This window comes from Rhodopseudomonas palustris (genome assembly GCF_007005445.1).
Lineage (GTDB): Bacteria > Pseudomonadota > Alphaproteobacteria > Rhizobiales > Xanthobacteraceae > Rhodopseudomonas > Rhodopseudomonas palustris_G.
The window spans coordinates 203,262-229,954 of sequence record NZ_CP041387.1; the positions used below are offsets into that span (position 1 = coordinate 203,262).

The 26,693-nt window shown below is 65.9% G+C and carries 21 protein-coding genes, 1 tRNA gene and 1 pseudogene; 14 read left to right on the plus strand and 9 right to left on the minus strand.

The window, feature by feature from the left end; all coding sequences use genetic code 11:
• Positions 1-35: 35 nt before the first annotated feature.
• From dxs to FLL57_RS00975, 4 genes are all read right to left on the minus strand, one after another.
• On the minus strand, positions 36-1,961 hold the full coding sequence (gene dxs, locus FLL57_RS00960; RefSeq protein WP_142881894.1) for a 1-deoxy-D-xylulose-5-phosphate synthase: 1,926 nt from the start codon (positions 1,959-1,961) through the stop codon (positions 36-38).
• A gap of 413 nt (positions 1,962-2,374) precedes the next feature.
• Entirely contained in the window at positions 2,375-2,626 is a 252-nt protein-coding gene (locus FLL57_RS00965) for an exodeoxyribonuclease VII small subunit (RefSeq protein ID WP_013500897.1), read from the minus strand.
• Between the two features lie 81 nt (positions 2,627-2,707).
• Entirely contained in the window at positions 2,708-3,637 is a 930-nt protein-coding gene (locus FLL57_RS00970; RefSeq protein WP_047307442.1) for a histone deacetylase family protein, read from the minus strand.
• Between the two features lie 108 nt (positions 3,638-3,745).
• The gene (locus FLL57_RS00975) at positions 3,746-5,428 is read right to left on the minus strand and encodes a bifunctional metallophosphatase/5'-nucleotidase (protein WP_142881895.1); all 1,683 of its coding nucleotides are present in this window, start codon (positions 5,426-5,428) and stop codon (positions 3,746-3,748) included.
• Positions 5,429-5,652: 224 nt separating this feature from the next.
• Here FLL57_RS00975 and FLL57_RS00980 point away from each other — a divergent pair, with 224 nt between their 5' ends.
• The 7 genes from FLL57_RS00980 to FLL57_RS01010 all read left to right on the plus strand — a co-directional run bounded on the left by FLL57_RS00980 (position 5,653) and on the right by FLL57_RS01010 (position 14,452).
• A complete protein-coding gene (locus FLL57_RS00980) occupies positions 5,653-6,129 on the plus strand; it encodes a hypothetical protein (protein ID WP_142881896.1) in 477 nt (158 codons plus the stop codon).
• Positions 6,130-6,542: 413 nt separating this feature from the next.
• Positions 6,543-6,632, plus strand: coding sequence for a K(+)-transporting ATPase subunit F (locus FLL57_RS00985; protein ID WP_080964129.1), 90 nt, complete (start codon positions 6,543-6,545; stop codon positions 6,630-6,632).
• Positions 6,633-6,642: 10 nt separating this feature from the next.
• Positions 6,643-8,346 (plus strand): potassium-transporting ATPase subunit KdpA, encoded by a 1,704-nt coding sequence (gene kdpA, locus FLL57_RS00990; RefSeq protein WP_142881897.1) that lies wholly within the window; start codon positions 6,643-6,645, stop codon positions 8,344-8,346.
• A 10-nt stretch (positions 8,347-8,356) separates the two neighbouring features.
• Positions 8,357-10,429, plus strand: coding sequence for a potassium-transporting ATPase subunit KdpB (gene kdpB / locus FLL57_RS00995; protein ID WP_142881898.1), 2,073 nt, complete (start codon positions 8,357-8,359; stop codon positions 10,427-10,429).
• Positions 10,430-10,442: 13 nt separating this feature from the next.
• Positions 10,443-11,045 carry a K(+)-transporting ATPase subunit C gene (locus FLL57_RS01000; RefSeq protein ID WP_013500903.1) on the plus strand — a complete coding sequence of 201 codons (603 nt, stop codon included), beginning with the start codon at positions 10,443-10,445 and terminating at the stop codon, positions 11,043-11,045.
• A 15-nt stretch (positions 11,046-11,060) separates the two neighbouring features.
• The gene (locus FLL57_RS01005; protein ID WP_142881899.1) at positions 11,061-13,751 is read left to right on the plus strand and encodes a sensor histidine kinase; all 2,691 of its coding nucleotides are present in this window, start codon (positions 11,061-11,063) and stop codon (positions 13,749-13,751) included.
• Entirely contained in the window at positions 13,748-14,452 is a 705-nt protein-coding gene (locus FLL57_RS01010; protein WP_013500905.1) for a response regulator, read from the plus strand. The genes FLL57_RS01005 and FLL57_RS01010 overlap by 4 nt, the downstream gene beginning before the upstream one ends.
• A gap of 130 nt (positions 14,453-14,582) precedes the next feature.
• Here FLL57_RS01010 and FLL57_RS01015 read toward each other — a convergent pair whose 3' ends face one another.
• Both FLL57_RS01015 and FLL57_RS01020 read right to left on the minus strand, forming a co-directional pair.
• Positions 14,583-15,344 (minus strand): crotonase/enoyl-CoA hydratase family protein, encoded by a 762-nt coding sequence (locus FLL57_RS01015; protein WP_142881900.1) that lies wholly within the window; start codon positions 15,342-15,344, stop codon positions 14,583-14,585.
• A gap of 63 nt (positions 15,345-15,407) precedes the next feature.
• On the minus strand, positions 15,408-17,189 hold the full coding sequence (locus FLL57_RS01020) for an acyl-CoA dehydrogenase (RefSeq protein ID WP_142881901.1): 1,782 nt from the start codon (positions 17,187-17,189) through the stop codon (positions 15,408-15,410).
• Between the two features lie 245 nt (positions 17,190-17,434).
• Here FLL57_RS01020 and FLL57_RS01025 point away from each other — a divergent pair.
• Positions 17,435-17,509: transfer RNA gene (locus FLL57_RS01025), tRNA-Gln, on the plus strand.
• Between the two features lie 834 nt (positions 17,510-18,343).
• Here FLL57_RS01025 and FLL57_RS01030 read toward each other — a convergent pair.
• Positions 18,344-19,960, minus strand: coding sequence for an MFS transporter (locus FLL57_RS01030; protein ID WP_047307437.1), 1,617 nt, complete (start codon positions 19,958-19,960; stop codon positions 18,344-18,346).
• A 342-nt stretch (positions 19,961-20,302) separates the two neighbouring features.
• Between FLL57_RS01030 and FLL57_RS01035 the strand changes: the two genes are divergently transcribed.
• The 6 genes and pseudogenes from FLL57_RS01035 to FLL57_RS01060 all read left to right on the plus strand — a co-directional run.
• On the plus strand, positions 20,303-20,953 hold the full coding sequence (locus FLL57_RS01035; RefSeq protein ID WP_047307436.1) for a hydrolase: 651 nt from the start codon (positions 20,303-20,305) through the stop codon (positions 20,951-20,953).
• A 21-nt stretch (positions 20,954-20,974) separates the two neighbouring features.
• Positions 20,975-21,268 carry a XapX domain-containing protein gene (locus FLL57_RS01040; protein ID WP_142881902.1) on the plus strand — a complete coding sequence of 98 codons (294 nt, stop codon included), beginning with the start codon at positions 20,975-20,977 and terminating at the stop codon, positions 21,266-21,268.
• Positions 21,265-23,145, plus strand: a complete 1,881-nt coding sequence (locus FLL57_RS01045) for an amidohydrolase (protein WP_142881903.1) — start codon at positions 21,265-21,267, stop codon at positions 23,143-23,145. The genes FLL57_RS01040 and FLL57_RS01045 overlap by 4 nt, the downstream gene beginning before the upstream one ends.
• 1 nt (position 23,146) lies before the next feature.
• Complete coding sequence (locus FLL57_RS01050; protein ID WP_142881904.1) at positions 23,147-23,572, plus strand: DoxX family protein; 426 nt, start codon at positions 23,147-23,149, stop codon at positions 23,570-23,572.
• A gap of 19 nt (positions 23,573-23,591) precedes the next feature.
• Positions 23,592-23,765 carry a hypothetical protein gene (locus FLL57_RS01055; protein ID WP_235677187.1) on the plus strand — a complete coding sequence of 58 codons (174 nt, stop codon included), beginning with the start codon at positions 23,592-23,594 and terminating at the stop codon, positions 23,763-23,765.
• Positions 23,735-24,764 (plus strand): annotated as a pseudogene (locus FLL57_RS01060) (alginate export family protein); the annotation flags it as partial. The gene FLL57_RS01055 and the pseudogene FLL57_RS01060, both read left to right, overlap by 31 nt.
• Before the next feature lie 72 nt (positions 24,765-24,836).
• Here the strand turns inward: FLL57_RS01060 and FLL57_RS01065 are convergent.
• Both FLL57_RS01065 and FLL57_RS01070 read right to left on the minus strand, forming a co-directional pair.
• A complete protein-coding gene (locus FLL57_RS01065; protein WP_047307430.1) occupies positions 24,837-25,679 on the minus strand; it encodes an alpha/beta fold hydrolase in 843 nt (280 codons plus the stop codon).
• Positions 25,680-25,872: 193 nt separating this feature from the next.
• Positions 25,873-26,631: an alpha/beta fold hydrolase gene (locus tag FLL57_RS01070; protein WP_235677188.1), complete on the minus strand. Its 759-nt coding sequence runs from the start codon at positions 26,629-26,631 to the stop codon at positions 25,873-25,875.
• Positions 26,632-26,693 lie beyond the last annotated feature (62 nt).

Consider the following 26,693-nt stretch of genomic DNA (forward strand, 5'->3'; position numbering starts at 1 on the left):
GAATGACACCGCGGAAATATCGATGCTGCTCACGCTCAGGCCAGCTTCGAGGTCTCGGCCTTGGCGTCGTTGCCGAGCACGTCGAATACCTTCTTGACGATCGCCTTGGCGTCGAGGCCGGCGCGGGCGTACATCGCGGTGGGATTGTCGTGGTCCATGAACACATCCGGCAGCACCAGCGACCGCATCTTCACCTGACCGTCGAGCATGCCGTGCTCGGCCAGCGCCTGCATCACGTGGCTGCCGAAGCCACCGATCGAGCCTTCCTCGACGGTGATCAGCACCTCGTGGTCGCGGGCGAGCTTCAGCACCAGCTCGATGTCGAGCGGCTTCATGAAGCGGGCGTCGGCGACGGTGGTGGAGAGGCCGAGGGTGGCGAGTTCGTCGGCGGCTTTTTCGGCCTCGGCGAGCCGGGTGCCGAACGACAGCAGCGCGACCTTGTTGCCCTGACGGATGATGCGGCCCTTGCCGATTTCCAGCGGAACGCCGACGTCCGGCATCTCGACGCCGCGGCCTTCGCCGCGCGGATAGCGCACTGCGCTCGGCCGGTCATCGATCGCCACCTGGGTGGCGACCATATGCACCAGCTCGGCTTCGTCGGCCGCCGCCATGATCACCATGTTGGGTAGGCAGCCCAGATAGGCGTTGTCGAACGAACCGGCGTGGGTGGCACCGTCGGCGCCGACCAGACCGGCGCGGTCGATCGCGAAGCGCACCGGCAGCTTCTGGATCGCGACGTCGTGCACGATCTGATCGTAGGCGCGTTGCAGGAAGGTCGAATAGATCGCGCAGAACGGCTTGTAGCCCTCGGTGGCGAGGCCTGCCGCGAAGGTGACGGCGTGCTGCTCGGCGATGCCGACGTCGAAGGTACGCTTCGGGAACGCTTTCTCGAAGATGTCGATGCCGGTGCCGGACGGCATCGCGGCGGTGATGCCGACGATCTTGTCGTCCTTCTCGGCTTCCTTGACCAGGCTCTGGCCGAACACATTCTGGTAGGACGGCGCGTTCGACTTGGCCTTGGACTGTGCGCCGGTCGCGATGTCGAATTTGACCACGGCGTGATACTTGTCGGCAGCGGCTTCGGCGGGGCCGTAACCCTTGCCCTTCTGGGTCACGACGTGGATCAGGAACGGGCCGGTGTCGGCGTCGCGGACGTTCTGCAGGATCGGCAGCAGGTGGTCGAGGTTGTGACCGTCGACCGGGCCGACGTAATAGAAGCCCAGCTCCTCGAACAGCGTGCCGCCGCCCATCATGAAGCCGCGGGAATATTCCTCGGCGCGGGCGGCGCGATCGGCGATCAGCTTGGGCAGATGCTTGCCGATCTGCTTGCCGGCCTCGCGCAGCGACCGATAGGTCTTGCCGGAATACAGCCGCGACAGATAGGCCGACATCGCTCCGACTGGCGGGGCGATCGACATGTTGTTGTCGTTGAGGATGACGATCAGACGGGAATTCATCGCGCCGGCATTGTTCATCGCCTCATAGGCCATGCCGGCCGAGATCGAACCGTCGCCGATCACTGCGATCACGTTGTTCTTCTTGCCGGCGAGCTCGCTGGCCACCGCCATGCCGAGACCGGCGGAGATCGAGGTCGAGGAGTGACCGGCACCGAACGGGTCGTGGTCGCTTTCGGTGCGTTTGGTGAAGCCGGACAGGCCGCCGCCGGTACGCAAAGTACGGATGCGGTCGCGTCGGCCGGTCAGGATCTTGTGCGGGTAGGCCTGATGACCGACGTCCCAGATCAGGCGGTCGCGCGGGGTGTCGAATACATAGTGCAGTGCGGTGGTCAGCTCGACCACGCCGAGACCGGCGCCGAAATGCCCGCCGGTGACCGAGACCGCGTCGATCGTCTCCAATCGCAATTCGTCGGCAACCTGCCGAACCTGATCGATCCGCAGCTTGCGCAGATCTTCCGGAGTACGAATGGTGTCGAGAAGCGGCGTCTTACTAAATTCGGTCACGGCGATATTCCAGTCTATAACTATAGGGTGGTGAGTCCCTCGACGAATGGTCCGAGTGTCCAGTCTGCGCGAGCCTCACCCGGCTCCCGCACTCCTACGTCAGGAGAAATCAACGATCGAAGCGTAGTGTGCGCTCCCGATCGTCGAAGTGACCTCGATCACTTATTGCGGCTGCACACGTCCACCGAACTTGACAGTGCCATCGCGGCGAGTGTCAAGCGCGGCGCATAAGCTCATACCTTTACACAAACCCGTCTTTAAAGCCAACCATCGGCCGCCCAAGGCTTGGTCAGGCTGCGTAAACTTTCGGCCAACAGGGTTGATGGGGGTACTTGCGGAACTCCAGTGTTGCGCCGCAAACACCGTGGTGCCGGCCCGGCAGCGCAAGAAAATACCTTCGCGAAGTCTCGGCGTTATTGCACGTCGAGCGGTTCGGTTCCGGTCGGAACACCCTGCGCGTCGGTGGTGATCTTGTCCACGCGCGCTTCCGCCTGCCGCAGCAGATCCTCGCAGCGCCGCTTAAGCGCCTCGCCGCGCTCGTAAATCGTCACCGACTCCTCGAGCGGAACCTTGCCGTCTTCGAGTCGCTTGACGATGGTCTCGAGTTCTTCGAGGGCACGTTCGAAGCTCAGTTTTTTGATATCGGCGGTTGCGGCTTCGGCCATTTCGCACTTCCGGCTGCACCGCGCGGGACGCGGCGGCATATTCTCGTTGTTGGTTTTTGGTCGCCTGACGGGGCGGCTGGTTCAAGCACCCATCAGGGCGCCCACATGAGCCGCAACAGATTCACCCAGTCCCTGCAGGTCATATCCCCCCTCGAGCACCGATACAATGCGGCCCCCGGCGGTCTGATCCGCCACCTCCATCAGCCTCTCGGTGACCCAGGCGAAATCTTCTGCGCGCAGGTTCAGGCTCGCCAGCGGATCGCGATAATGAGCGTCGAAGCCGGCCGAAATCACGATCAGTTCCGGGGAGAACCGCTTGAGCTGGGGCAGGATCAATTGATCGAACGCGAAACGGAACTCGGTGCCGCCGTCTTCGGAGGCTAGGGGGGCGTTGACGATATTGTCGTGTTCGCCCCGTTCGCCCTGGGAGCCGGTCCCGGGGAACAGCGGCATCTGGTGGGTCGAACAATACATCACGGTACGGTCGCCCCAGAAGATGTCCTGGGTGCCGTTGCCGTGATGCACGTCGAAATCCACCACCGCGGCGCGCTCGATGCCGTATTGCCGCTGGGCGTAGCGCGCCGCGATCGCGGCGTTGCCGAAGAAGCAGAACCCCATCGGCTTGGTGATCTCGGCATGGTGGCCGGGCGGGCGGGTGGCGACGAAGGCGTTGGCGGCCGTGCCCTTCATCACCGCGTCCACCGCGGCGACCGAGCCGCCGACGCCGCGCAGCGCCGCCTCGAACGTGCCCGGCGACATCGAGGTGTCGCCGTCGACATAGACGATGCCGGTCGAGGGCGACATGTGGCGCAGCTCGACGATGTGGTGATCGGTGTGGCACAGCGCGATGTGCTCGAGCGATCCGATCGGCGATTCCGCACGCGCCAGCGCCGCGAACCGCTCCTCACCAAGCGCCTTGTTGATGGCGACGAGCCGCGCGGCGCGCTCGGGATGTCCTTCCGGCGTGTCATGATCGAGGCACGCGGAATGGGTCAGAAAAAGCGTGGTCATTCGGAATGAGCCCGGCGCCGGTCAGTCTGTGTTCGAATATACTCGGATGAATGTAGTTATTCGTCGCCGCGAGCGAAAGGGCCGCTTAAGGCTTAGCCGTCGCGTCGCTCAATTCAGTCGCACGATTCGATCGGCGGCCGGCGGCGCCACCGGGCTGCCGGTCCTGAAATAAGCGAACAGCGCATCGACGTCGTAGACTCCGGTTTGCGGTGCAGCACCGGCCTTGAATACGGTGAAGCCGTCGCCGCCCGCGGCGAGAAAGGCGTTGACCGTGACGCGGTACGCCCGTTCCGGATCAATCGGCGCTCCGTTCAATGTCATCCTGTCGGGCGGAATTCGCGAGCCGGCCGCTGCGGCCGCATCCCAGGCGAAGCTGAACCCCTTCGACACCTGCAGTATCCGCGGTCGCGCCGGCTCCGCCCATTGCTGCTCCAGCGCCGCTTTGAGCTGTGCGCCGGTCAGCGTCATCGTCACGAGCTGATTGCGGAACGGCTGCGCGGCAAACACCTGGCCGAAGGTCACCGCACCGCCTTCACCGCCGAGAATATCCGACCGGACACCGCCGGGATTGGTCAATGCGATCTCGGCCCCGCCCTTGTCCTGGTCCATCGTTGCGGCGAGCTGGGCGTCGGCGACGACGTCGCCGAGCACGCTTTCGCCGGCCATATTCGGCATCCGCGACAGCGCCGCGGTGACCGAGCCTGCCGGCCGGGCCGCGATCGGACCGGCGAGCCTGTCGTAGGCGGCGATCAGTTCGGTCTGCGCCGGATCCTTCGCGAGCGTGTCGGTGCGGACGATGGTGTTATTCGCCGTGGCGCTGATCACGTCGCGGGTGGTGGGGTCGAGCTTCAGATCGATCGCCGTGACGATGGTGCCGTATTTGTCGCCGCTGGTCACGAGGCGGCCGTCGATCCGGCAATTATAGGCGCGGTGGGTGTGGCCGCTGATCACCACGTCGACGGCGCGATCGAGCTTGTTGACGATCTCGACGATCGGGCCGGAGATTCCCGGGCACGCATTGTAGTCGCCGGTGGGAAAGCCGCCTTCGTGAATCAGCACCACGATCGCCTCGACCCCTTCGGCCTTCAGCTCGGGGATCAAGGCGTTGACGGTCTCCGCCTCATCCCTGAACGACAGGCCGGCGACGCCCGGCGGCGACACCATGTTGGGGGTGTTCTTCAGCGTCAGCCCGATGAACGCCACCGGCACGCCGCCGAATTTGCGGATCGCGTAGGCCGGAAAGACCGTCTTGCCGGTCGCGGTCTCGACCGTGGAGGCGGCCAGATAGTTGAACGCTGCGCCCTTGAACGGATGCGGCCCGCGGCAGCCGTCCACCGGATGGCAGCCGCCGTTCTGCATCCGGAGCAGTTCGGTCTTGCCTTCGTCGAATTCGTGATTGCCGACGGAAGACAACGCCAGTCCCATCACCGACAGCGCCTCGATGGTCGGCTCGTCGTGAAACATCGCCGACAGGAACGGGCTGGCGCCGATCAGGTCGCCGGCGGCCACGAAGATCGTGTTGCGGCGTCCCTTGCGCAGCTCCTTGACCAGCGTCGCCATATGCTCGGCACCGCCGGCCGCGACCTGGATCTTCTTGGCCGGGTCCGCCGGATCGTCGATCATGATGCCGCCGGGCGGCGGCTGCAGATTACCGTGAAAGTCGTTGATCGCGAGGATGCGCAGATCGACCGGCGGCGGCAGCAATTCGGCGGCGCGCGTCGCCGGCGCCGCGGCGAGCATCATCACGGTCGCGGCGGCGAGCAGGGCGGTGCGGTGGCGAAGCTTGGTCATCGGCGATCCGGACAGAGCTGTTGGAGGCCCCGCATCGCCTGCCGCGTGTCCGAATGCAAGCGCGGCGTGGCGTCGCTTTGCCGCATCGCGAACGCTATCGATCCTTCGCCGAATACCAACCTTGCGGCCGTGCCGATTGAATTGGACGTCGGCGGCGCGTTACTGATGCCGTTCCATCGGCGCGTCGCCGAGTCGCGACGCTCGTACAATCCCGGGGATGACGCATGAAGAGGTTCTCGCTCGCCAAGCCCGCTGCTGTGGTCATCGGTGCCATGGCACTGGTCGGCACGGTCTCCCTTGCCGGCGCGCAGCAACCGCGGGAAGGCGAGAGGCCCCAGCCGCGCCTCGCCGATCTGATGCAGGGCGCACAGGTCGGGCACATCAAGCTGTGGTTCGCCGGTAAGGCCGGCAATTGGGGACTGGCGACCTACGAGACCAAGCAGCTCAAGACCAGGCTGGAAGACGCCGCAGCACTGTATCAGAGTCTGCCGGTCAACGACGTCACCACCATGGCCAAGCCGCTCGACGCCATATCGGCGGCGATCGCCGCCAAGGATCGCCGGGAATTCGTCCGCGCCTATGGTGAACTCACCGCGGGATGCAATTCCTGCCACCAGTCGGTGAAGCTCGGCTTCATCAGGATGCAGACGCCTGCGGCGAATCCGTTCAGCAACCAAGAATTCGGGGCGGGGAAGAAGTAAGCGGCCAGGGCGGCGAACGAAGCCCGCTTATTCGATACCCGCGTCCCGCGTCGCGCCCCGACTGCGCCCTTGCGCCGGTCGGCTCGCCGATCGTCGCCTCCTGGCCGGAGCGTCCTGCTTGCGGGCCGAAGCCGCATGGCGCTGCGAAGATGGGCCAGCCGCGTTCTGCCGTGGCCTCCGTGGGCAGCAGCCCTGATGATTGCGCCCGGGTCCGGCGGGCATCTTTATCCCGTCTTTATGCTCCGACCGTCATTTCCGCATCGTTTCCTTACGTGCCGATCGATACCTGCCTCCTGACGCAATCTTTCAGGAGGCTTCGATGCTCGATCTGTTCATGTTGCTGACCGGTGCCGGACTGTTCGTCTTGACCATTGGCTATGCCTACACCTGCGAGCGGATTTGAGAGGCACACCATGTCGCTCGATCTCGCACTCGCTGCGGCGGTGACCGCCGGGCTCCTCCTCTATCTCACCTATGCGCTGCTGCGTCCGGAACGGTTCTGAGGAGAGAGCCATGACTCTGATCGGCTGGATACAAATTCTCCTGTTCGGCGCCGTCGTCGTGGCGCTGACGGCGCCGCTCGGCGCCTACCTGACCGCCGTGTTCGATGGTCGCCGCACGTGGCTGTCGCCCGTTCTCGTCCCGGTCGAGCGCGCGCTGTATCGCGCCGCGGGTGTCGATCCGCAGCACGAGCAGCACTGGCTGAGCTACGCGCTGTCGCTCCTGCTGTTCCACGTCGGCGGATTCCTGCTGCTCTATGCGCTGCTCCGGCTGCAGGCAGGACTGCCGCTCAATCCGGCGGCGCAGGGCGCGGTGGCCCCCGATCTGGCCCTCAACACCGCGATCTCGTTCATCACCAATACCAACTGGCAGAACTACGGCGGCGAGACCACGCTGTCCTACCTCACCCAGATGCTCGGGCTCACGCATCAGAATTTTCTTTCGGCGGCGACCGGGATCGTGCTGGCGGTGGCACTGATCCGAGGCTTTGCCCGTGCGTCGATGACGACGGTGGGAAGTTTCTGGGTCGATATCACCCGCTGCACTCTCTATGTGCTGCTGCCGATGTGCGTGCCGTTGGCGCTTTTCCTGGTGTGGCAGGGCGTGCCGCAGACGCTGGGGCCCTATGCCGAGGCGACGACGCTGGAAGGCGCGCGGCAGACGATCGCGCTCGGTCCGGTGGCGTCGCAGGTTGCAATCAAAATGCTCGGCACGAATGGCGGCGGTTTCTTCAACGCCAACGCCGCGCATCCGTTCGAGAACCCGACCGCGCTGTCGAATTTCGTGCAGATGCTGGCGATCTTCGTGATCGGCGCGGCAATGACCAACGTGTTTGGCCGCATGGTCGGTAACCAGCGCCAGGGTTGGGCGATCCTCGCGGCTATGGGCGTGTTGTTCATCGTCGGAGTCACGGTCTGCTACTGGGCGGAGGCCAACGGCACCCAGGCCCTGCACGCGCTCGGACTTGCCGGCGGCAACATGGAAGGCAAGGAAGTCCGCTTCGGCATCGCCGCCTCGGCCCTGTTCGCGGTGGTTACCACTGCGGCATCCTGCGGGGCCGTCAATTCGATGCACGACGCCTTCACCGCGCTCGGCGGCATGATCCCGTTGGTCAACATGGAGCTCGGCGAGATTGTGATCGGCGGCGTCGGCGCCGGCCTCTACGGCATGTTGCTGTTTGCTATCCTGACGGTCTTCATTGCCGGGTTGATGGTCGGCCGCACTCCGGAATACGTCGGCAAGAGGATCGAGGCGCGCGAGGTCAAGATGGCCATGCTGGCGATCCTGATCCTGCCGCTGATGATGCTGGGCTGGACCGCAATCGCCGTGGTGTACCCGCCGGCGGTGGCGTCGATGGCCAATGCCGGGCCTCACGGCTTCTCCGAGGTGCTGTACGCCTTCACTTCGCAGACGGCGAACAACGGCTCGGCATTCGCCGGGCTGAGCGGGAATACACCCTTCTACAACCTCGCGGGTGCGGTGGCGATGTTCGTCGGCCGGTTCTGGGTGATCGTGCCGGCGCTGGCGATTGCTGGCTCGCTCGCTGGCAAAAAATCGATCCGCGCGTCGTCGGGCACCTTCCCGACCACCGGTGCGCTGTTCGTCGGGCTGCTGATCGGGGTCATCCTGATCGTCGGCGGTCTGACGTTTTTTCCGGCGCTCGCCGTCGGGCCGCTCGTCGAGCACTTGGCGATGGCGGCGGGTCAAGTGTTCTAGGAGCAAGATCATGCAAGCTTCCAAACTCCGCAAGCGGGCGAGAAAGACCACACTGCTCGATCCCGCGATCATGTTGCCGGCGATCGGTCAGGCGTTCGTCAAGCTCGATCCGCGCACGCTGGTGAAGAACCCGGTGATGTTCGTACTCGAAGTCGTGACGGTGCTGGCCACGGTCTTGTTGATCCGGGACATGGCGACGGGCAACGGCGAGCTCGCCTTCGAACTCCAGATCGCGATCTGGCTGTGGTTCACCGTGCTGTTCGCGAATTTCGCCGAAGCGATCGCCGAGGGGCGCGGCAAGGCGCAGGCCGATACGCTGCGGCAGACGCGCGCCAGCACGGTCGCGAAGCGGTTGCTGATGCCCGGTAACAATGAACTCTTCGAGAGGGTCGCGGCCGAGCGTCTCATGGTCGATGATCTGGTGGTGTGCGAGGCCGGCGACGTGATCCCTGGCGACGGCGAGGTCATCGAGGGCATCGCTTCGGTCAACGAAGCCGCGGTGACCGGTGAGTCCGCGCCGGTGATCAGGGAGTCGGGCGGCGACCGCTCGGCGGTGACCGGCGGCACGACGGTTCTGTCCGACCGCATCGTGGTCCGCATCACCTCGCAGCCCGGTTCCTCGTTTCTCGATCGCATGATCAAGCTGGTCGAGGGAGCCGAGCGGCAAAAGACGCCGAACGAGATAGCGCTCAATATCCTGCTGGTCGGGCTCACCATCATCTTCGTGTTCGCCACCGCTTCGATCCCGAGCTTCGCCTCCTATGCGGGCGGATCGATCTCGGTGATCGTGCTGGTGGCGCTGTTCGTCACGCTGATTCCGACGACCATTGGCGCATTGCTGTCGGCGATCGGCATCGCCGGCATGGATCGGCTGGTGCGCTTCAACGTGCTGTCGATGTCGGGACGCGCCGTCGAGGCGGCAGGCGATATCGACACGCTGTTGCTGGACAAGACCGGCACGATCACCTTCGGCAACAGACTCGCCACCGAGATCATCCCGGTGCCGGGCGTCACCGAACAAGAAGCGGCCACTGCGGCGCTGCTCGCCAGCGAAGCCGACGAGACCGCCGAGGGGCGCTCCATCGTGGCGCTGGCGCAGGAGAAATATGCTGTAGCGCCGCAACCGGCGGACCAGCGAGCGAAGTTCGTTCCGTTCAGCGCCAATACGCGGTTGTCCGGCGTCGACAGTGGCGGCCGCCGCTTGCGCAAGGGGGCGATCGACTCGGTCTTCGGCTTCGTGCGGGAGCAATCCGGCAGTGAGGTAAGCGAGCCGCCGGCGTTCCGCGCCGCGGTCGACCGCATCGCCCGCTCCGGTGGCACGCCGCTCGGACTGGCGGAGGGAGGGAGACTGCTCGGCGTCATCCATCTCAAGGACGTGGTCAAGCCGGACGTCCGGGACCGTTTCGCCGCGCTCCGGCGGATGGGAATCAAGACGGTGATGATCACCGGCGACAATCCGGTGACCGCGGCCTCGATCGCATCCGAAGCCGGCGTCGACGATTTCATTGCCCAGGCCACCCCCGAGGACAAGCTGCGCTATATCCGTGGCGAGCAGGCGCAGGGGCGCCTGATCGCGATGTGCGGCGATGGAACCAACGATGCCCCCGCGCTGGCGCAGGCCGATGTCGGGGTGGCGATGCAGAGCGGCACGCAGGCCGCGCGCGAGGCCGGCAACATGGTCGACCTCGATTCCGATCCGACCAAGCTGATCGAGGTGGTCGAAATCGGCAAGCAACTACTGATGACCCGCGGCGCGCTCACGACGTTTTCGATCGCCAACGACGTCGCGAAGTATTTCGCGATCATTCCGGCGATGTTCGTGGCGTTCTATCCGCAGCTCGGCGCCCTCAATGTCATGGGTCTGTCGACGCCGCAGAGCGCCATTCTGTCTGCAATCATCTTCAACGCGCTGATCATCATCGCGCTGATTCCGCTGGCGTTGAAGGGCGTCACCTACCGGCCGATCGGCGCCGCGGCGCTGCTGCGGCGGAATCTTCTGATCTACGGACTTGGCGGCATCGTGCTGCCGTTTGTCGGCATCAAGGCGATCGACCTCGCCGTCACCGCGCTGCATCTCGTGTAAAGAGGAGGCCGTCATGTTGAAGGAAATCCGTCCCGCGCTGGTGGTGTTCGCCGTGCTCACGCTGCTCACCGGTCTGCTCTATCCGCTGGCGATCACCGGCGTTGCGCAGGTGCTGCTGCCGACGCAGGCCAACGGCAGCCTGGTCGAGCAGAACGGTCGGGTGATCGGCTCGGCGCTGATCGGTCAGGCGTTCACCGACCCGAGATATTTTCACGGCCGCCTTTCGGCCACCACCGCGCCGGACCCGCAGGACGCAACCAAGACCGTGCCGGCGCCCTACAATGCGGCGAACTCGATGGGCGCCAATCTCGGCCCGACCAGCGCGGCGCTGAAGGAACGGCTGGCCGCCGACGTCACGGTGCTGAAGTCCGCCAACCCGGGCGCCGCCGTACCGATCGATCTGGTGACCACCTCGGGCAGTGGCCTCGACCCGGACATTTCGCCGGAGGCCGCGCTGTTTCAGGTTGGACGAGTCGCCAAGGCGCGGGGCGTCGATGAGGGAAAACTCCGGGCGCTGGTCGACAGCCAAGCCCAGGGCCGCGACCTCGGCCTGTTCGGCGAACCGCGCGTAAATGTACTGAAATTGAACCTTGCGCTGGATAGGATGGGGCTCTGAACCGATCGAGGCGAGATGTCGAACGTGACCGCCACCGCCAGGGGATCGCCGGACGCGCTGCTGGAGCTGGCGCGCAAGGAGGGACGCGGCCGCCTGAAGATCTTTGTTGGCGCGGCGCCGGGCGTCGGCAAGACGTTCGCCATGTTGACTGCCGCGCACCACGAAAAGGCCGGTGGCCGCGACGTCGTCGCCGGGCTGATCGAGACCCACGGCCGCCACGAGACCGAGCGGCTGCTCGACGGTCTCGAAGTCCTGCCTCGGCACAGCATCGTCTATCGCAACCAGATGATGCGCGAGTTCGACATCGACGCCGCGCTCGAACGCCGGCCCGACCTGCTGCTGGTCGACGAATACGCCCACACCAACGTATCGGGCAGCCGCCATCCCAAGCGCTGGCAGGACGTCGACGAGTTGCTCGCCGCCGGCATCGATGTCTGGACCACCCTCAATATCCAGCACCTCGAGAGCCTCAACGACGTCGTCCTGAAGATCAGCAAGGTGCGGGTGCGCGAAACCGTGCCCGACAAGGTGTTCGATCGCGCCGACGAGATCGTGCTGGTCGACCTGCCGCCGGACGAACTGCTGAAGCGATTGGCCGAGGGCAAGGTCTATGTTCAGGACACCGCGGTGCGCGCGGTGGAGAACTTCTTCAAGCCGCAGAACCTCACCGCGCTGCGCGAACTGTCGCTGCGACGCGCCGCAGAACGGGTCGACGCGGCGCTGATTGAGCGGATGCAGGCGCAGGCGATTGAAGGGCCGTGGGCGGCGGGCGAGCGCATTCTGGCCTGTGTGGGGCCTGACCCGTCTTCGCCAGGAGTGGTACGTGCCGCAAAGCGACTCGCCGATCTGATGGATGCGCCATGGTTGGCCGTGACGGTGGAGCGGCCCGGTTCCAATCCGGATGCCGCCTCGCGCAAGCGCTGCGACGACGCGATCAAGCTCGCCGAAAGTCTGGGGGCCGAGGTTCATACCCTGACCGGCGTCGATTTTCCCGAGGAGCTGCTGCGTTTCGCCCGGTTCGAAAACGTCACCCAGATCGTGATCGGACGCGCAGAGGGCAGCGGGCTACGCGGCATGTTGTGGCCTTCATTGCCGCAGCAATTGGTGCGCCGCTCGCAGGACATCGCCGTGCATCTGGTGCCGCGGCAATCCGATCAGCGGCCGCTGCCGAGGGTGCCGCTGTCGGTACGGCTGAACGCATCGACGCCGGCCCATCTCCTGTATGCCTCGGTCGCGGTGGCGGGCGCAGTCGGTGTCGGCAAGCTGATCGTGGGGGCAGTGCCGACGCCGAATCTGTCGATCGTGTTTCTGATGGCGGTGCTGTTCAGTGCCATCAAGTCCGGGGTCGGACCGGCGATCTACGCATCCGTGCTGTCGTTTCTCGCCTATAATTTCTTCTTTATTCCTCCGGTCCACACCTTCACCATCGCCGAGCCCTACGAGCTGTTGGCGTTGATCATGTATCTGGTGGTGGCGTTCGTCGCTGCGACGCTGGCCGGGCGTCTGCGCGAACAGGTCCGGGTCTCGGCCAACCGTGTCCGGGCGATGCGGCGGTTGTATGAGTTCACCCGCCGGCTGTCGGGTCTCGCCACACCGGAGACGATCGCCGAAGGCGCGGCGAGCGAGATCTACGCGTCGCTGGCGCGCGGGGTCGTGGTGCTGCTGCCGGCGGGCGACGATCTCGAGCTGGCGGCGGCATGGCCGCCGGAAGACGAGCTGGATGCGGCGGCGATTACCGCGGCGCGCTGGGCCTACACCCACAATGAGCCCGCAGGCACCGACACCGGCACGCTGCCGATGTTACCATGGCGCTTCCTGCCGGTGCGGACGGGCCACGTCACCTACGGCGTGATCGGCGTCGGCCGCAACAAGGAGACGGCGCCGCTCGATGCCGAATCCCGCGCGCTGCTCGATACGCTGACCGAGCAGACTGCCGCGGCGCTGGAACGCGCCTCGCTGACACGCGAGATGGTCAGCGCCCGCACCGCCACCGAGACCGAGCGGGTACGCAATACGCTGCTGGCCTCGATCTCGCATGATTTCCGCACGCCGCTCGCCTCGATCCTCGGCTCGGCGACGAGTATGCTCAGCTACGGCGACAAGATCGATGCCGCCGGACAGCGCGACCTGCTGGGCAATATCCGGCAGGAAGCGGAGGCGCTCGACGAGATGGTTCGCAATCTGCTGTCGATCACGCGAATCGAGGCCGGTGCACTGGAGTTGCGCCGCGACTGGCTCGACCTTCGCGAGATCGCGGCGCGGGTAGCAGCGGCGGCCCGCCGGCGCGGGGCCCAACAACAAATCGAGATCGCTTTGCCCTCCGACCTGCCGCTGGTCCGCGCCGATGCGACGCTGGCGGAGCAGGCGGTCGGAAACGTAGTCAACAACGCGCTTCAACATACCGCTCCGGCGAGCCGTGTCACGATCGATGCCACCCTGTCGTCAGCGACCGTGGATTTGCGCATCACAGACGACGGCATGGGAATTGATCCGGCGGACTTGCCGATGCTGTTCGAGCGCTTCACCCGAAGGACGCCGGCCGGGCAGGACTCGACGCATCGCGGTCAGGGCACCGGGCTCGGCCTCGCCATCGCCAAGGGCATCATGGCGGCGCATGGCGGCGGGATAAGCGCCGAGAGTCCGGTCGATCAGGGGCGCGGCGCCCGCTTCATCCTCAGCTTTCCGCGGGAGGCGACCGAGCCATGAGCATCAAGCCGCGCGTGCTGGTGGTCGACGACGAACCGGCGATCCTGCGCTTCCTCAGGCCGGCCTTGGAAGCCAACAGCTACGAGATGGCGAGCGCCGCGACCGTCACCGATGCGGTCAAGCGTATCGCCGCCGACGCGCCCGATCTGGTGCTGCTCGATCTCGGTCTCGCCGATGGCGATGGCAAGGACGTCATCCGCCAGGTTCGCGGTTGGTCGGAGGTCCCCATCATCGTGCTGTCGGCGCGCGAGCGCGAGATCGAGAAGATCGAGTCGCTCGATCTCGGCGCCGACGACTACGTCAACAAGCCGTTCAGCATCGGCGAGTTGATGGCGCGGATGCGCGCAGCGCTGCGTCACCGACAGCGGCGCAACGCGGAGCCCCTGCGACTAAAAGTCGGCAGTATCGAGATCGATGCAGTGCGCCATCGCGTCGTCCGCGACGGAGCCGAGTTGAAGTTGACGCCGAAGGAATTCGAGCTGCTGTCGTTCCTGGCGCGGCACGCCGGCCGCGTGGTCACTCATCGGCAGATTCTCGCGGCGGTTTGGGGGCCGGCGCACACCTCGGATACGCAATATCTGCGAGTCTATGTCGGCCAGCTTCGCCAGAAGATCGAGGCTCGCGCCGACGAGCCGCAGATCATCCTGACCGAACCGGGCATCGGGTACCGCATCGGGGGCGACGACGAGCCCCGGGCCTAATCAGTCCGGATAGGACGGGAATGTCGGATTCCGCCTGGTATCGGCTTCGCCGGATCGTGCGGCTCGCCGCTGCATTTCCTTGATGCGTCCTGTTCAACCACGCCTGCTTCTGGCTGGCTCGAAAACCCCGCTATCCCTTCTTCCGCTGGAAGAACTTCATGAACGCGCTGACCGCTTCCTGCGATGTCATGCGCTCGCCGAACAGTTTGCTCTCCTGATCGATTCGGGCGATCAGCTCGTCCGGTGACGGCTTGATCAGCTTGCGCGAGATCGCCACCGCTTCGGCCGGCAGCGCGCAGATGTCGCGGGCGGCTTTCATCGCATCGGCCTCGGTCTGGCCGGGCGGCACCACCGCGTTGACGAAGCCGGCTTCTCGCGCCTGTTCGGCACTGAGCTTCTGGCCCATCACCAGCATCGCGAAGGCGCGCTGGTGGCCCATGGTGCGCGGCGCCAGCAGGCTCGAGGCGCCTTCCGGCACCAGGCCGAGCTGGATGAACGGCGTGGAGAACGTCGCGGCGGTAGAGGCCAGCACGACGTCGCAGTGAAACAGCATCGTGGTGCCGATCCCGATCGCCAGCCCGTCGACGGCGGCGATCAGCGGCTTCTGGTTGTGCGCCAGTGCGTAGAGAAAATCGGTCGCCGCCGTCACCCGCGGCGCACCGCTCTGGTCGGTGCCGGCTTTGAGGAAATCGTCGAGGTCGTTGCCGGCGGTGAACACGCCGGAGCCGCCGGTGATCACCAGACAGCGGACGGTGGGATCGTCCTGCGCCGAACGGATCGCATCGCTCATCCGGCGATACATGCCCTGCGTCAGGGCGTTCTTCTTTTCCGGACGGCGCATGGTGATCACGCGCACGCCCTCTTCATCGGCGACGATCAGATGCTCGGACATGATTTCCCCCAGGAACGGCCCGCTCGCGGTGGCGGGCTTCGGTATGGCCGCTTGCGCGGCGGATCAGGCTGACAGCACCGCTTCGGCACCGGCCACTGCTTCGGCGCTGTCGATCACGCTGCGCTCCAGCGCCGGGGCCTGGACGGCGACCGTCTCGGCGAAGAACCGCGCCAGCGCGACATAGCGCGACGGCGCGCTGATGCCGTCGAGATCGCGCGCCGCGAGCGCTTCAGCCGCCAGCGTGCAGCCGCCCAGCGTGGCGCCGAACAGGCGCAGGTAAGGCGTGGCGCCGGCCAGCGCATCGTTGGTGGCGCCGCCGAGCTTGTCGAGCAGATAGCGGCTGGTGCGATCGAGCGATTCCAGCGCCTCGCGCAGCCGCAGGCCGGTGAGGCCGAAGCCGGGGTCGTTCGACGCTTCGACACTTTTGACGATCAGCTTCAACTCGTCGAGCAGCGCGAACACCGAGGCGCCGCCATTGTTGCCGAGCTTGCGGGTGACGAGGTCGATCGCCTGGATGCCGTTGGTGCCTTCGTAGATCGGCGCGATCCGCGCGTCGCGATAGTGCTGCGCGGCGCCGGTCTCCTCGATGAAGCCCATGCCGCCGTGGATCTGCACGCCGAGCGAGGCGACCTCGATGCCGATGTCGGTGGAAAACGCCTTGGCAATCGGCGTCAGCAGCGCGCCGCGGGCGGCGGCGGCGGCTTTGACCTTGGGATCGGAGCTGCGCGCCGCGATGTCGAGCGCGACCGCGGTCGAATAGCAGATCGTGCGCGCGGCGCCGGTCAGGGCCCGCATCGTCAGCAGCGTGCGCTTGACGTCCGGGTGCTTGATGATCGGATCTGATCCGGAGCCGGTGCTGCCGATCGCGCGGCCCTGTTTGCGCTCCTGCGCATAGGCCAGCGCCTGCTGATAGGCGCGGTCGGCGATGCCGACGCCCTCGAGGCCGACGGCGAGGCGCGCCTGGTTCATCATCGTGAACATGCACTGCATGCCGCGGTTTTCTTCGCCGATCAGATAGCCGATCGCGCCGCCATTGTCGCCCATCGTCATGGTGCAGGTTGGCGAGGCGTGGATGCCGAGCTTGTGCTCGACCCCGCTCGGATAGATGTCGTTACGGGCACCGAGCGTACCGTCGGCACCCACCAGAAACTTCGGCACCAGGAACAGCGAGATGCCCTTGGTGCCGGCCGGCGCATCCGGCAGCCGGGCGAGCACGAAATGCACGATGTTGTCGGTCATGTCGTGATCGCCGTAGGTGATGAAGATCTTGCTGCCGAAGATCCTGTAGCTGCCGCCTTCGGCCCGCTCGGCGCGGGTGCGCAGCGCGCCGACGTCGGAGCCGGCCTGCGGCTCGGTGAGCTGCATCGTGCCGGTCCATTCGCCCGACACCAGCTTGGACAGATAGATCTGCTTCAGCTCGTCGCTGCCGTGTGTGTGCAGCGCATCGATCGCCGACAGCGTCAGCAGCGGGCACAGTCCGAACGCCATGTTCGACGACGCCCAGATCTCGGTGCACGCCGCATTGACCGCCATCGGCAGCCCCTGGCCGCCGAAATCCTCCGGCCCCGACACCGCGTTCCAGCCTGCGGCGATCCAGCGCTGATAGGCATCGGGCCAGCCCGGCGCGGTGGTGACCTTGCCGTGTTCGAGCTTGATGCCGTGCTTGTCGCCGACCCGGTTCAGCGGCGCCAGGATGTCGCTGGCGAATTTACCGGCTTCGTCGAGGACCTGCGCGGTGATCTCGCCGTCGTAGTCGCCGAAATGGCCGGCGGCGACCGCCGCTTGCAATCCCGCGCCGTGGTTCAGCGAAAGAAGGATGTCGTCGATCGGTGCGCGATAGGTCATGACAGTGTCTCGGCTGACGGAAGGATGCCGGCCTTTTTCCACGAAATGCCGCTCCTCTCAACCGTCCGTGGGGTCGCGATCGCCGGACGAGCCGGCCGGGGATCGCGATGTTGCGGCTGCGGCTGCGCGATCGGGCCGGATTTCGGGCTTTCGGCGGTTGAAAAGCCGCCTTTGTCTCGATAGACCGGCGGAGCCGAGGCGAATCCGCCGCCCGGCCGCAATGCGCGGGCCGGGATAGGCCTTTTTGGGGCGTAGCCAAGCGGTAAGGCAGGGGATTTTGATTCCCCCATGCGGAGGTTCGATCCCTCCCGCCCCAGCCAGATTGGTCTATTTTATTGATAATGTTGTGTTAAATTTCCGAGCTGGGGGGCTGATGCACAACCCTGCGACACAAATCCCAGATCGATGCCATGCTTCGGACGGTCGTGGATCGGCATCCATCCTCGACGCCTGCCGCAACAATCCTATCCATCCCTAGAAGCTGTCGGGTGACCTCGCAGTCCCTGGAAAATGATGTGTTGGTCACGTTTGCTGACCTATTTCGGAATCTCAATGTGCATGGAACGAGAGGGGCAGTATGAGCCTCACCATTTTATGCGTTCTAGAGGGATGCTCCAAAATCGCCGTTCGGAGCCAACTTCGATTACAGCCATCGGGCCAAAGGAAGCGCGGCTGATGCTGCAACGCACATCGCTGCCGAGGTAGCTAAGACGCGCTCAGTCCACGTCCAAACCCGTCGGTCATTGTCGGTCCATAAGCGGACATTAGCGGGTGGCTGAATTGCGAGACGGTTCTATTTCAACATCATCGATGATGGTGGAGGCAGTTCGTCTTGACGCGATCGTGGTGTGCGCCTCCAGCGCCGCGTCGTTGCTATCGCCTTGTACTTCCGCTCGGGAAACGCGATCCGTTTTGGTAACGGCGCTCAACGAGCTCGCATCAATGCGTCCATGAATTCATGGACGCTCTTCGACTTCGGCCGATCCGCCGGGAAAAGCAAAAGGGAGCGGACGACTAAGCTTGGTTCGAATGGCTTCAGGATTTGCTTGAACGATCGACGACGGAATGACGAGAAGGCGTTGTGATGGCGAAAGGGCTGGCTAGAACAGCGGAAGCCCAGTTGCGGTGGTGTTGATGCGAAACATTGCCCCGCGTTACTGGAGAAACTTTGCTGCCAAAAGGTGAGTTACGCGGGGCTCCGCGCTCGCGCTGAATCGGTGCACCTGATCCTGGAGGACGCGGTCGGCGTTGGTGACGCGTTCGTGCTGCCGGAGATGTTCGAGCCACGACGCCACCTTGAACACTTCGACGAACCGGCCGGGCTGCGCGGCGTCCTCGAAGACGTCCCACGCATAGGCGCCGTCGCGGCGGCGATGCCGGCTCAGCCGGCGGATCGCCTGGAGGAAGTCGTCGCGCTCGCCGGCCGCGACCTGGTACTCGACGGTGATCAGCACCGGGCCGCGATCGGCATCGGTGTCGAGCGTCAGCACCGGCGACGGCCAGTGCATCGACGGCGACAGATCGCTGTCGGCGCCGCCGCGTAGCTTCCAGCGCCAGGTCGCTGCGATCCCAAGTACCGCGCCAGCGGCGGCGGCAAAATGCGCGGCCGGCAGGCCGAACAGCGATGCGAGTTGGCCCCACAGCGCGCTGCCGGCGGTCATCGCGCCGAAGAATGTGGTGACGAACATTGCCAGGCCGCGGCCGCGCACCCAGTCGGGCAGCGCGACCTGGACCGAGACGTTGAGATTGGCCAGCACCGCGATCCACGACAGGCCGGCGATAACGCAGGCCAGCACAGCGAGTTCGACGCGGTGGACCGCGCCGAGCAGCGCGAGACAGAGTGCGGTGCCGAGCGTGCCGGCCGCGACCACGCGATCCGGTCCGAGCCGCGCCTTTAGCCACGGCAGCACGAACGCGCCGACGACGGCGCCGAGGCCGATCGCGCCGAGCAGGATGCCGTAGAGTTCGGGGCCGCCGGCGATACGCGAGCGGGCTACCAGCGGCAGTAGCGCCCAATAGGCGCTGGCGAAGAAGAAGAACGCGACCGCGCGCATCAGGGTTGCGCGCAGGTCAAGATTGTAACGAGCGTGGCGGAAGCCGATCACGATCGCGCCGAACAGGCGCTCCGGCGGCAGCCCGGTGGTGCGCGCCGCCGGCGGTCGCCACCACAGCAGCGCGCCGATCACCGCGAGATTACTGAGCGCGTTGATCCAGAACGGCGCGGCGATGCCGATCACCCCGATCACGACGCCGCCGAGCGCCGGCCCTATCGCGCGGCTGACGTTGACGCCGACGCCGTTACTGGTGACGGCCGAGCCGAGATCCGGCTTCGGCACCAGCAGCGGCACGATCGACTGCCAGGCCGGCGCCGCGAACGCCGCGCCCGCGCCGAGCAGGAAGGTGAACAGCAGCAGCAACACCGGGTCCATCCGGCCGAGCCCGACCAGCGTGGCGCTGGCGACGGCGAACACCGTCAGAACGATCTCGATCAGGATCAAGAAGCGACGCTTGTCGACGATGTCGGCGAGCGCGCCCGCCGGAATCGCGAACAGGAACATCGGCAGGCTGGACGCCACCTGCACCAGCGAAACCGTGAGCGGATCCGCCTCGAGACTGGTCATCAGCCAGCCGGAGGCGGCGTTGTACATCCAGGTGCCGATATTGGCGACGACGGTCGCGGTCCACACCACCGCAAAGGCGGTGTGACGAAACGCTGCCCACGCCGACGGTCGCGGCGTCGCCGTCGGCAGCTCTCCCTGCACGGTGCTCATCGGGTCCTCGCTTCGGCGGGCGGTACCGGTCGGTCATCGCAACGCGCCTTCGGTGGTCAAGCGTCGATCCGCGGCCGCACACGCCGCGAGCCCGCGCGGTACGCGGCCGCGGGCAGCCTAGCCGCCGGGGCCATGCGGCGATTGCAGCGCCTTGCCGCGGTTTGGACGTTTCCGTCGCGGAGGGACCGCAGGCGACGATCTGTCGCCCGCCGCCTGCCGACGGCGCCGCGGGTTCGTGCAATCGGTGACGGGTTCGTCCAAGCGATGCGGGCGCCGGGCGGGCATGATCGCGCCAACTCGTTTTCCATCGCCTGTCGGGCCGTCAACCTGGAGAGTCCTTCGATGTCGAAACTGGATATGCTCACCCCCGAGAACAGCGCGATCGCGCTGATCGACTATCAGCCCGCGATGTATCAGGGCGTGCAGTCGCACGACCGCTTGGTGGTGTTCAACAACATCCAGATCCTCGCCAAGGCAGCGAAACTGTTCAAGATCCCGACGGTGTTGACCACGGTTGCCAAGGATTCGTTCTCCGGCCCGTTCATGCCGGAAGTCACCGAGCTGTTTCCGAACCTCGACATCATCGATCGCACCTCGATGAACTCGTGGCTCGATCCGAACTTCCGCAAGGCCGTCGCCGCCACCGGCCGCAAGAAGTTCGTGATCGCCGGACTGTGGACCGAGGCCTGCGTGATGTTCCCGACGCTCGACATGCTGAAGGAAGGCTACGAGATCTACATCCCGGCCGACGCCTGCGGCGACCTGTCGATGGAGGCGCACAACCGCTCGATGGAGCGGGCGATCCAGGCCGGTGCGGTGCCGATCACCTCGTGCCAGTACGCCTTCGAGCTGCAGCAGGACTGGGCGCGCTCGGAAACCTATGAGGGCATGATGGATATCCTGCGGGCGCATTCGCCCTACGGCATCCAGGTTCGCTTCTCCAAATGGGCGCTCGGCGAGCACGCCTCCGAGGGCGGCAGCAAGGCCGCCTGACGCGACGCCGGGGGGCGCACGATGAAAGTCTATCTGCTGTCGCTCGCCGTCGGCCTGCTGGTCGGCGTGATCTACAGCGTGCTCAACGTGCGCTCGCCGGCGCCGCCGCTGGTGGCGCTGGTCGGGCTGCTGGGCATCCTCGCCGGCGAGCAGATCGTACCGGTGGCCCGCCAGATGATCGCCGGCCACGGCCTCGCCGCCGCGTGGCGGCAGGCGAAATGCGCGCCGCACATGTTCGGGATGCTGCCGGGTCGGGACGACGCCGGATCGCCCGAACGGTCCGCGCGCGCCAACGCTCCGGAGAAGCACTCATGACCGACGCACCCGATCTCATCCTGCATCGCGGCCTGTTCACGACGCTGGACCGGAGCAACCCGACCGCCAGTGCGGTGGCGATCGCGGACGGACGGTTCACGGCGGTCGGCCACGACCGCGATGTCTTGCCGCTCGCGGGTCCCTCGACCCGCGTGATCGATCTGAAGGGCCGGCGGGTGTTGCCTGGTCTGATCGACAACCATCTCCACATCATCCGCGGCGGCCTGAACTTCAACATGGAGCTGCGCTGGGACGGTGTCCGCTCGCTCGCCGATGCGATGAACATGTTGAAGCGCCAGGTGGCAATCACGCCGCCACCGCAATGGGTGCGCGTGGTCGGCGGCTTCACCGAGCACCAGTTCGCCGAGAAGCGGCTGCCGACGATCGACGAACTCAACGCCGTGGCGCCGGATACGCCGGTGTTTCTGCTGCACCTGTATGACCGAGCCATCCTCAACGGAGCTGCGCTCCGTGCGGTGGGCTATACCAAGGACACGCCGGAACCGCCCGGCGGCGAGATCACCCGCGACGCCAACGGCAATCCCACCGGCCTGTTGCTCGCCAAGCCGAACGCCAACATCCTCTATGCGACGCTGGCGAAGGGCCCGAAGCTGCCGTTCGACTATCAGGTCAATTCCACCCGCCACTTCATGCGTGAACTGAACCGGCTCGGCGTCACCGGTGCGATCGACGCCGGCGGCGGCTTCCAGAATTATCCCGACGATTACGCGGTGATCCAGAAGCTCGACGAAGAGGGGCTGCTGACGATCCGGCTCGCCTATAATCTGTTTACGCAGAAGCCGAAGGGCGAGAAGGACGACTTTCTCAACTGGACCAAGACCTCCAAATACAAGCAGGGCAACGACTACTTCAGGCACAACGGCGCCGGCGAGATGCTGGTGTTCTCGGCCGCCGACTTCGAGGATTTCCGCGTGCCGCGGCCCGACATGCCGCCGGAGATGGAAGGCGAGCTCGAAGAGGTGGTGCGCATCCTGGTGCAGAACAAATGGCCGTGGCGTCTGCACGCGACCTATGACGAGACCATCTCCCGCGCGCTCGACGTGTTCGAAAAGGTGAACCAGGATACGCCGCTCGACGGTCTGCACTGGTTTTTCGATCATGCCGAAACGATTTCGGACCGCTCGATCGACCGGATCGCAGCGCTCGGCGGCGGCATCGCCGTGCAGCACCGGATGGCTTATCAGGGCGAGTATTTCGTCGAGCGCTACGGCTTCGGCGCCGCGGAGGCGACCCCGCCGGTGAAGCGCATTCTCGACAGCGGCGTCAAGGTGTCGGCCGGCACCGATGCGACCCGGGTCGCATCGTACAATCCGTGGGTGTCGCTATCGTGGCTAGTGACAGGCCGCACCGTGGGGGGCCTGCGGATCACGCCGCAGCGCAACTGCCTCGACCGCGAGACCGCGCTGCGGATGTGGACCGAGAACGTCACCTGGTTCTCCAACGAGGAAGGCAACAAGGGGCGCATCGCCGTGGGCCAGCTCGCCGACGTGGTGGTGCCCGACCGCGACTACTTCTCCTGCAGCGAAGCCGAGATCGCGGATACGACCGCACTGCTGACGATGGTCGGCGGCAAGGTGGTGTACGGCGCCGGCGAGTTCGCTGCTCTCGACGACAGCGCGCCGCCGCCGGCGATGCCGGACTGGTCGCCGGTGCGCCGGTTCGGCGGCTATGCAGCCTGGGCGGACGACCAAAACGCCGCCGGCAAGGTCGCGGTGCAGGCGATGACGTCATGCGGCTGCGCCAATAGCTGCACGCTGCATGGCCACGATCACGCCACCGCGTGGTCGAGCAAGCTGCCGGTCTCCGATCTCAAGAGCTTCTGGGGCGCGCTCGGCTGCGCTTGCTGGGCGGTGTGAGGTGAGGCTCGCCGGCGAGCCGCGGTGGGTGGCGACGATTCTGTCGTCGCAACTGCTGTGGCATGCCGTGCGCGTCGCACTGGTGTCCGCGTATCTGCTCGGCGGCGCGGTGAAGCTGTTCGATTTCGCCGGCGCTGTGGCCGAACAGGAGAGGTTCGGACTTGATCCCGGATGGCTGTGGGCGATGCTCGCCATTGTCGTCGAACTCGGCGGCTCGCTCCTGGTGCTGACGGACCGGCTGGTCTGGCTTGGCGCCGGCGCGCTCGGCGTCCTGACCTTCGTGGCGATGCTTACGGCGAATGCGTTCTGGTCAGCGCCGGCCGCAGACCGATGGATGCAGGCCAACGCCTTCTTCGAACATCTCGGACTGATCGCCGGCTTGGTGCTGGTGGCGATGCTGTCCGACCAACGGCGATCGATGTCCTGATATTGGCGAGGAGACTTCCGTGAAACAGATCTCGAAACCTCTTCTGCTGCTGGCGATCGCCGCCGTGCTGAGTTCGCCGGTGGCAGCGAAGGAAGCGCGCCATGCCACCCCATCGGTTGCGGTCGCGCCGCAATACGACACCACACATGTCTATGTGGCACCCTCGAGGACGATCGGGCGTTCGACAAGCTGAATGTCACCTCGGTCGATCAGGATCGTGTCGATCTGCGGCTGGCGTTTCTCGAATACACCAAGCAGTTCTCCGGCGGACTGCTCAAGGCCCGGGTCGGCCGGCAGGACTTCGCGTTCGACCTGCAGCGCTTCGTGTCGTCGCGCGACGGCCCCAACGTGCGGCAATCGTTCGATGCGGTGTGGGCCGATTGGGAGACCGGCACCTGGCGGTTCATCGGCTTCGTCAGCCGGCCGGTGCAGTATTTCGACGATCGGCCGTTCGACGATCGCTCGTCGGATCAGTTCCGTTTCAGCACGCTCCGCATCGAACGCAAGGTGCTCGGCGATAACGAGCTGTCGGCGTACTATTCGCTGTATGAGCGCGCCGGCGCGCGTTATCTCGATGCCACCGGCTATGAGCGCCGGCATATTTTCGACATCCGTTTTGCCGGCAAGCAGGGCCCGCTCGATTGGGACCTCGAAGCGATGGGGCAGACCGGGCAGGTAGGCGCCTCGGCGGCGCGGGCCTGGGCGGTGGGAGCCCGCGCCGGCTACACGCTGCCGGCCGCCTGGCAGCCTCGGCTCGGATTGCAGTTCGATGCTGCATCCGGCGACGACCGGCCGCAAGACGGCGTGCTCGGCACCTTCAATCCGCTGTTCCCGAACGGCTATTACTTCACGCTGGCGGGCTTCTCCGGCTATGCGAACCTCGTCCACCTCAAGCCGTCGATCACCATCTCGCCGGCGAGCCGGCTGAAGCTGATGGCCGCGGTCGGCCTGCAATGGCGCGCCACGACGGCGGATGCGATTTACGTGCAGCCGAGTGTGCCGGGTGGCCGGCACAGCAGGGGCCGGCAGCGCCTGGACCGGCACCTACGGCCAGCTCCGCCTCGACTACGCCTTCGATGCGCATCTCACCGGCGCGATCGAAGCGGTGCATTTCGAAGTCGGCGACACCATCCGCACCGCCGGTGGCCGCAGCAGCGACTATCTCGGCGTCCGGTTACAATACGGGTGGTAGACGTCAGGCAACACGCAACGACCCGGCGCGACGATGGGTCGGGCCGGGCCGCGGTGTGGTTATCGCGGAGTTTTATTCCTTTACGAACGCCAGCAGGTCGGCGTTCAGCACGTCGGCATGGGTGGTGAGCATGCCGTGCGGATAGCCCGGATAGGTTTTCAGCTTGCCGTTCTTCAGCAGCTTGACCGACAGCTTCGCGGAGTCCTCGATCGGCACGATCTGGTCGTCTTCGCCGTGCAGCACCAGGGTCGGGACGGTGATGGTCTTCAGATCGTCGGTCTGGTCGGTCTCGGAGAACGCCTTGATGCCGTCATAGTGGGCCTTGGCGCTGCCCATCATGCCCTGGCGCCACCAGTTGTTGACGACGCCCGGCATCGCCTTCGCGTCGGGACGGTTGAAGCCGTAGAACGGGCCGGCCGGGACATCGAGGAAGAACTGCGCGCGGTTGCCGGCCAGCGCCTGACGGAAGCCGTCGAACACTTCGATCGGCAGACCGCCCGGGTTCTTCTCGGTCTTGAGCATCAGCGGCGGCACGGCGCTGACCAGCACCGCCTTGGCGACGCGGCCGTTCGGCTCGCCGAACTTGGCGACGTAGCGCGCTACCTCGCCGCCGCCGGTCGAGTGGCCGATATGCACGGCGTTCTTGAGGTCGAGATGCTCCACCACCGCGAAAGCGTCGGCCGCGTAGTGATCCATGTCGTGGCCGAAATCGACCTGCGACGAGCGGCCATGGCCGCGGCGGTCGTGCGCCACGACGCGATAGCCGTTGGCGAGGAAGAACAGCATCTGCGCGTCCCAATCGTCGGCCGACAGCGGCCAGCCGTGATGGAACATGATCGGCTGCGCCGATTTCGGGCCCCAGTCCTTGTAGTAGATGTCGACGCCGTCCTTGGTCTTGGCGAAACTGCTGCTCATCGGGTGGCCTCCTGGTGAAGTACGGGTTGGGTGGATCGGTTGCGACATCGCGCTGCCGGGCAGAACGGCGAGGCTGGCGGCGCCGACCATCAGGTCCCGGCGCGAGATTTGAAGATCGGACCGGCGCGTCGGCGGTGTGGTCTCGGTGTCGTGCTGTTCATGGTGCGTCATGGCGGAACTCCGATGCGGGCGCTCAGCCGGCCGCCGCGACCGCGTCGACCGCCCCGACGATCACGTCGGCGACGGCGCGGGGCTGCGACAGGATCGACAGATGGCTGCTGTCTAGTTCGGTCGTTCGCGCGTTCAGGCGCGTCGCCAGCTCGCGCTGCAGCTCGATGCTGACGACGCGATCCGCGGCCGAGACGATGAACCAGTTGGGCCGCGTCGTCCACGCCGCTTCGGTGATCCGGTCGCCGAAGGTGGAGGCGGGAAGCGGCGGCTGCACCGCGGCGAGCACGCGCGCGTCCTGTTCCGGAATGTCCTGCGCGACGTCGCGGACCCAGCCCTCCGGACTGAGCTTCAACATCCCGCGGCCATCATCGATGATCTGGCTGAGGCCGGGAGGAGAGGGGTGGGAGCCGACCAAGTCGCCGACCGACTCGCCGGCCTTCGGCGGCAGCGCGGCGACGAACACCAGCGCCTTGACCTTCGGATCGTTGCCGGCCTGGGTGATCACCGCGCCGCCCCAGCTGTGGCCGACCAGCACCACCGGGCCGTCGATCGAATCGAGCACGAGGCGCGTCGCTTCGACGTCGGCGGCGAGGGACGTCGTAGGGTTCTGTACGGCGACGACCGAGATGCCCTTGTCGAGCAGCAGCGGCACCACCAGGCGCCAGCTTGATCCGTCGGCCCACGCGCCGTGCACCAGCACGACCGTGGGAAGTGCTGTGGGTGAGGTGGCCATGACATCGTCCTTCCGGGCATCCGCTGTTTCACGCCAGCTGTACTGCACCGGATACGCCGGCTCTTGTCGCTTCGCGCGGCGGCTTGAACGATCGCGATGCCGGGGCGACG

What these genes read in the sequence shown, in the direction of transcription:
- FLL57_RS00965 (WP_013500897.1), bottom strand. Translation starts at nt 2,626, where the DNA reads ATGGCCGAAGCCGCAACCGCCGATATCAAAAAACTGAGCTTCGAACGT.
- FLL57_RS00970 (WP_047307442.1), bottom strand. Translation starts at nt 3,637, where the DNA reads ATGACCACGCTTTTTCTGACCCATTCCGCGTGCCTCGATCATGACACG.
- FLL57_RS00975 (WP_142881895.1), bottom strand. Translation starts at nt 5,428, where the DNA reads ATGACCAAGCTTCGCCACCGCACCGCCCTGCTCGCCGCCGCGACCGTG.
- FLL57_RS00980 (WP_142881896.1), top strand. Translation starts at nt 5,653, where the DNA reads ATGAAGAGGTTCTCGCTCGCCAAGCCCGCTGCTGTGGTCATCGGTGCC.
- FLL57_RS00985 (WP_080964129.1), top strand. Translation starts at nt 6,543, where the DNA reads ATGTCGCTCGATCTCGCACTCGCTGCGGCGGTGACCGCCGGGCTCCTC.
- kdpA (WP_142881897.1), top strand. Translation starts at nt 6,643, where the DNA reads ATGACTCTGATCGGCTGGATACAAATTCTCCTGTTCGGCGCCGTCGTC.
- kdpB (WP_142881898.1), top strand. Translation starts at nt 8,357, where the DNA reads ATGCAAGCTTCCAAACTCCGCAAGCGGGCGAGAAAGACCACACTGCTC.
- FLL57_RS01000 (WP_013500903.1), top strand. Translation starts at nt 10,443, where the DNA reads ATGTTGAAGGAAATCCGTCCCGCGCTGGTGGTGTTCGCCGTGCTCACG.
- FLL57_RS01005 (WP_142881899.1), top strand. Translation starts at nt 11,061, where the DNA reads ATGTCGAACGTGACCGCCACCGCCAGGGGATCGCCGGACGCGCTGCTG.
- FLL57_RS01010 (WP_013500905.1), top strand. Translation starts at nt 13,748, where the DNA reads ATGAGCATCAAGCCGCGCGTGCTGGTGGTCGACGACGAACCGGCGATC.
- FLL57_RS01015 (WP_142881900.1), bottom strand. Translation starts at nt 15,344, where the DNA reads ATGTCCGAGCATCTGATCGTCGCCGATGAAGAGGGCGTGCGCGTGATC.
- FLL57_RS01020 (WP_142881901.1), bottom strand. Translation starts at nt 17,189, where the DNA reads ATGACCTATCGCGCACCGATCGACGACATCCTTCTTTCGCTGAACCAC.
- FLL57_RS01030 (WP_047307437.1), bottom strand. Translation starts at nt 19,960, where the DNA reads ATGAGCACCGTGCAGGGAGAGCTGCCGACGGCGACGCCGCGACCGTCG.
- FLL57_RS01035 (WP_047307436.1), top strand. Translation starts at nt 20,303, where the DNA reads ATGTCGAAACTGGATATGCTCACCCCCGAGAACAGCGCGATCGCGCTG.
- FLL57_RS01040 (WP_142881902.1), top strand. Translation starts at nt 20,975, where the DNA reads ATGAAAGTCTATCTGCTGTCGCTCGCCGTCGGCCTGCTGGTCGGCGTG.
- FLL57_RS01045 (WP_142881903.1), top strand. Translation starts at nt 21,265, where the DNA reads ATGACCGACGCACCCGATCTCATCCTGCATCGCGGCCTGTTCACGACG.
- FLL57_RS01065 (WP_047307430.1), bottom strand. Translation starts at nt 25,679, where the DNA reads ATGAGCAGCAGTTTCGCCAAGACCAAGGACGGCGTCGACATCTACTAC.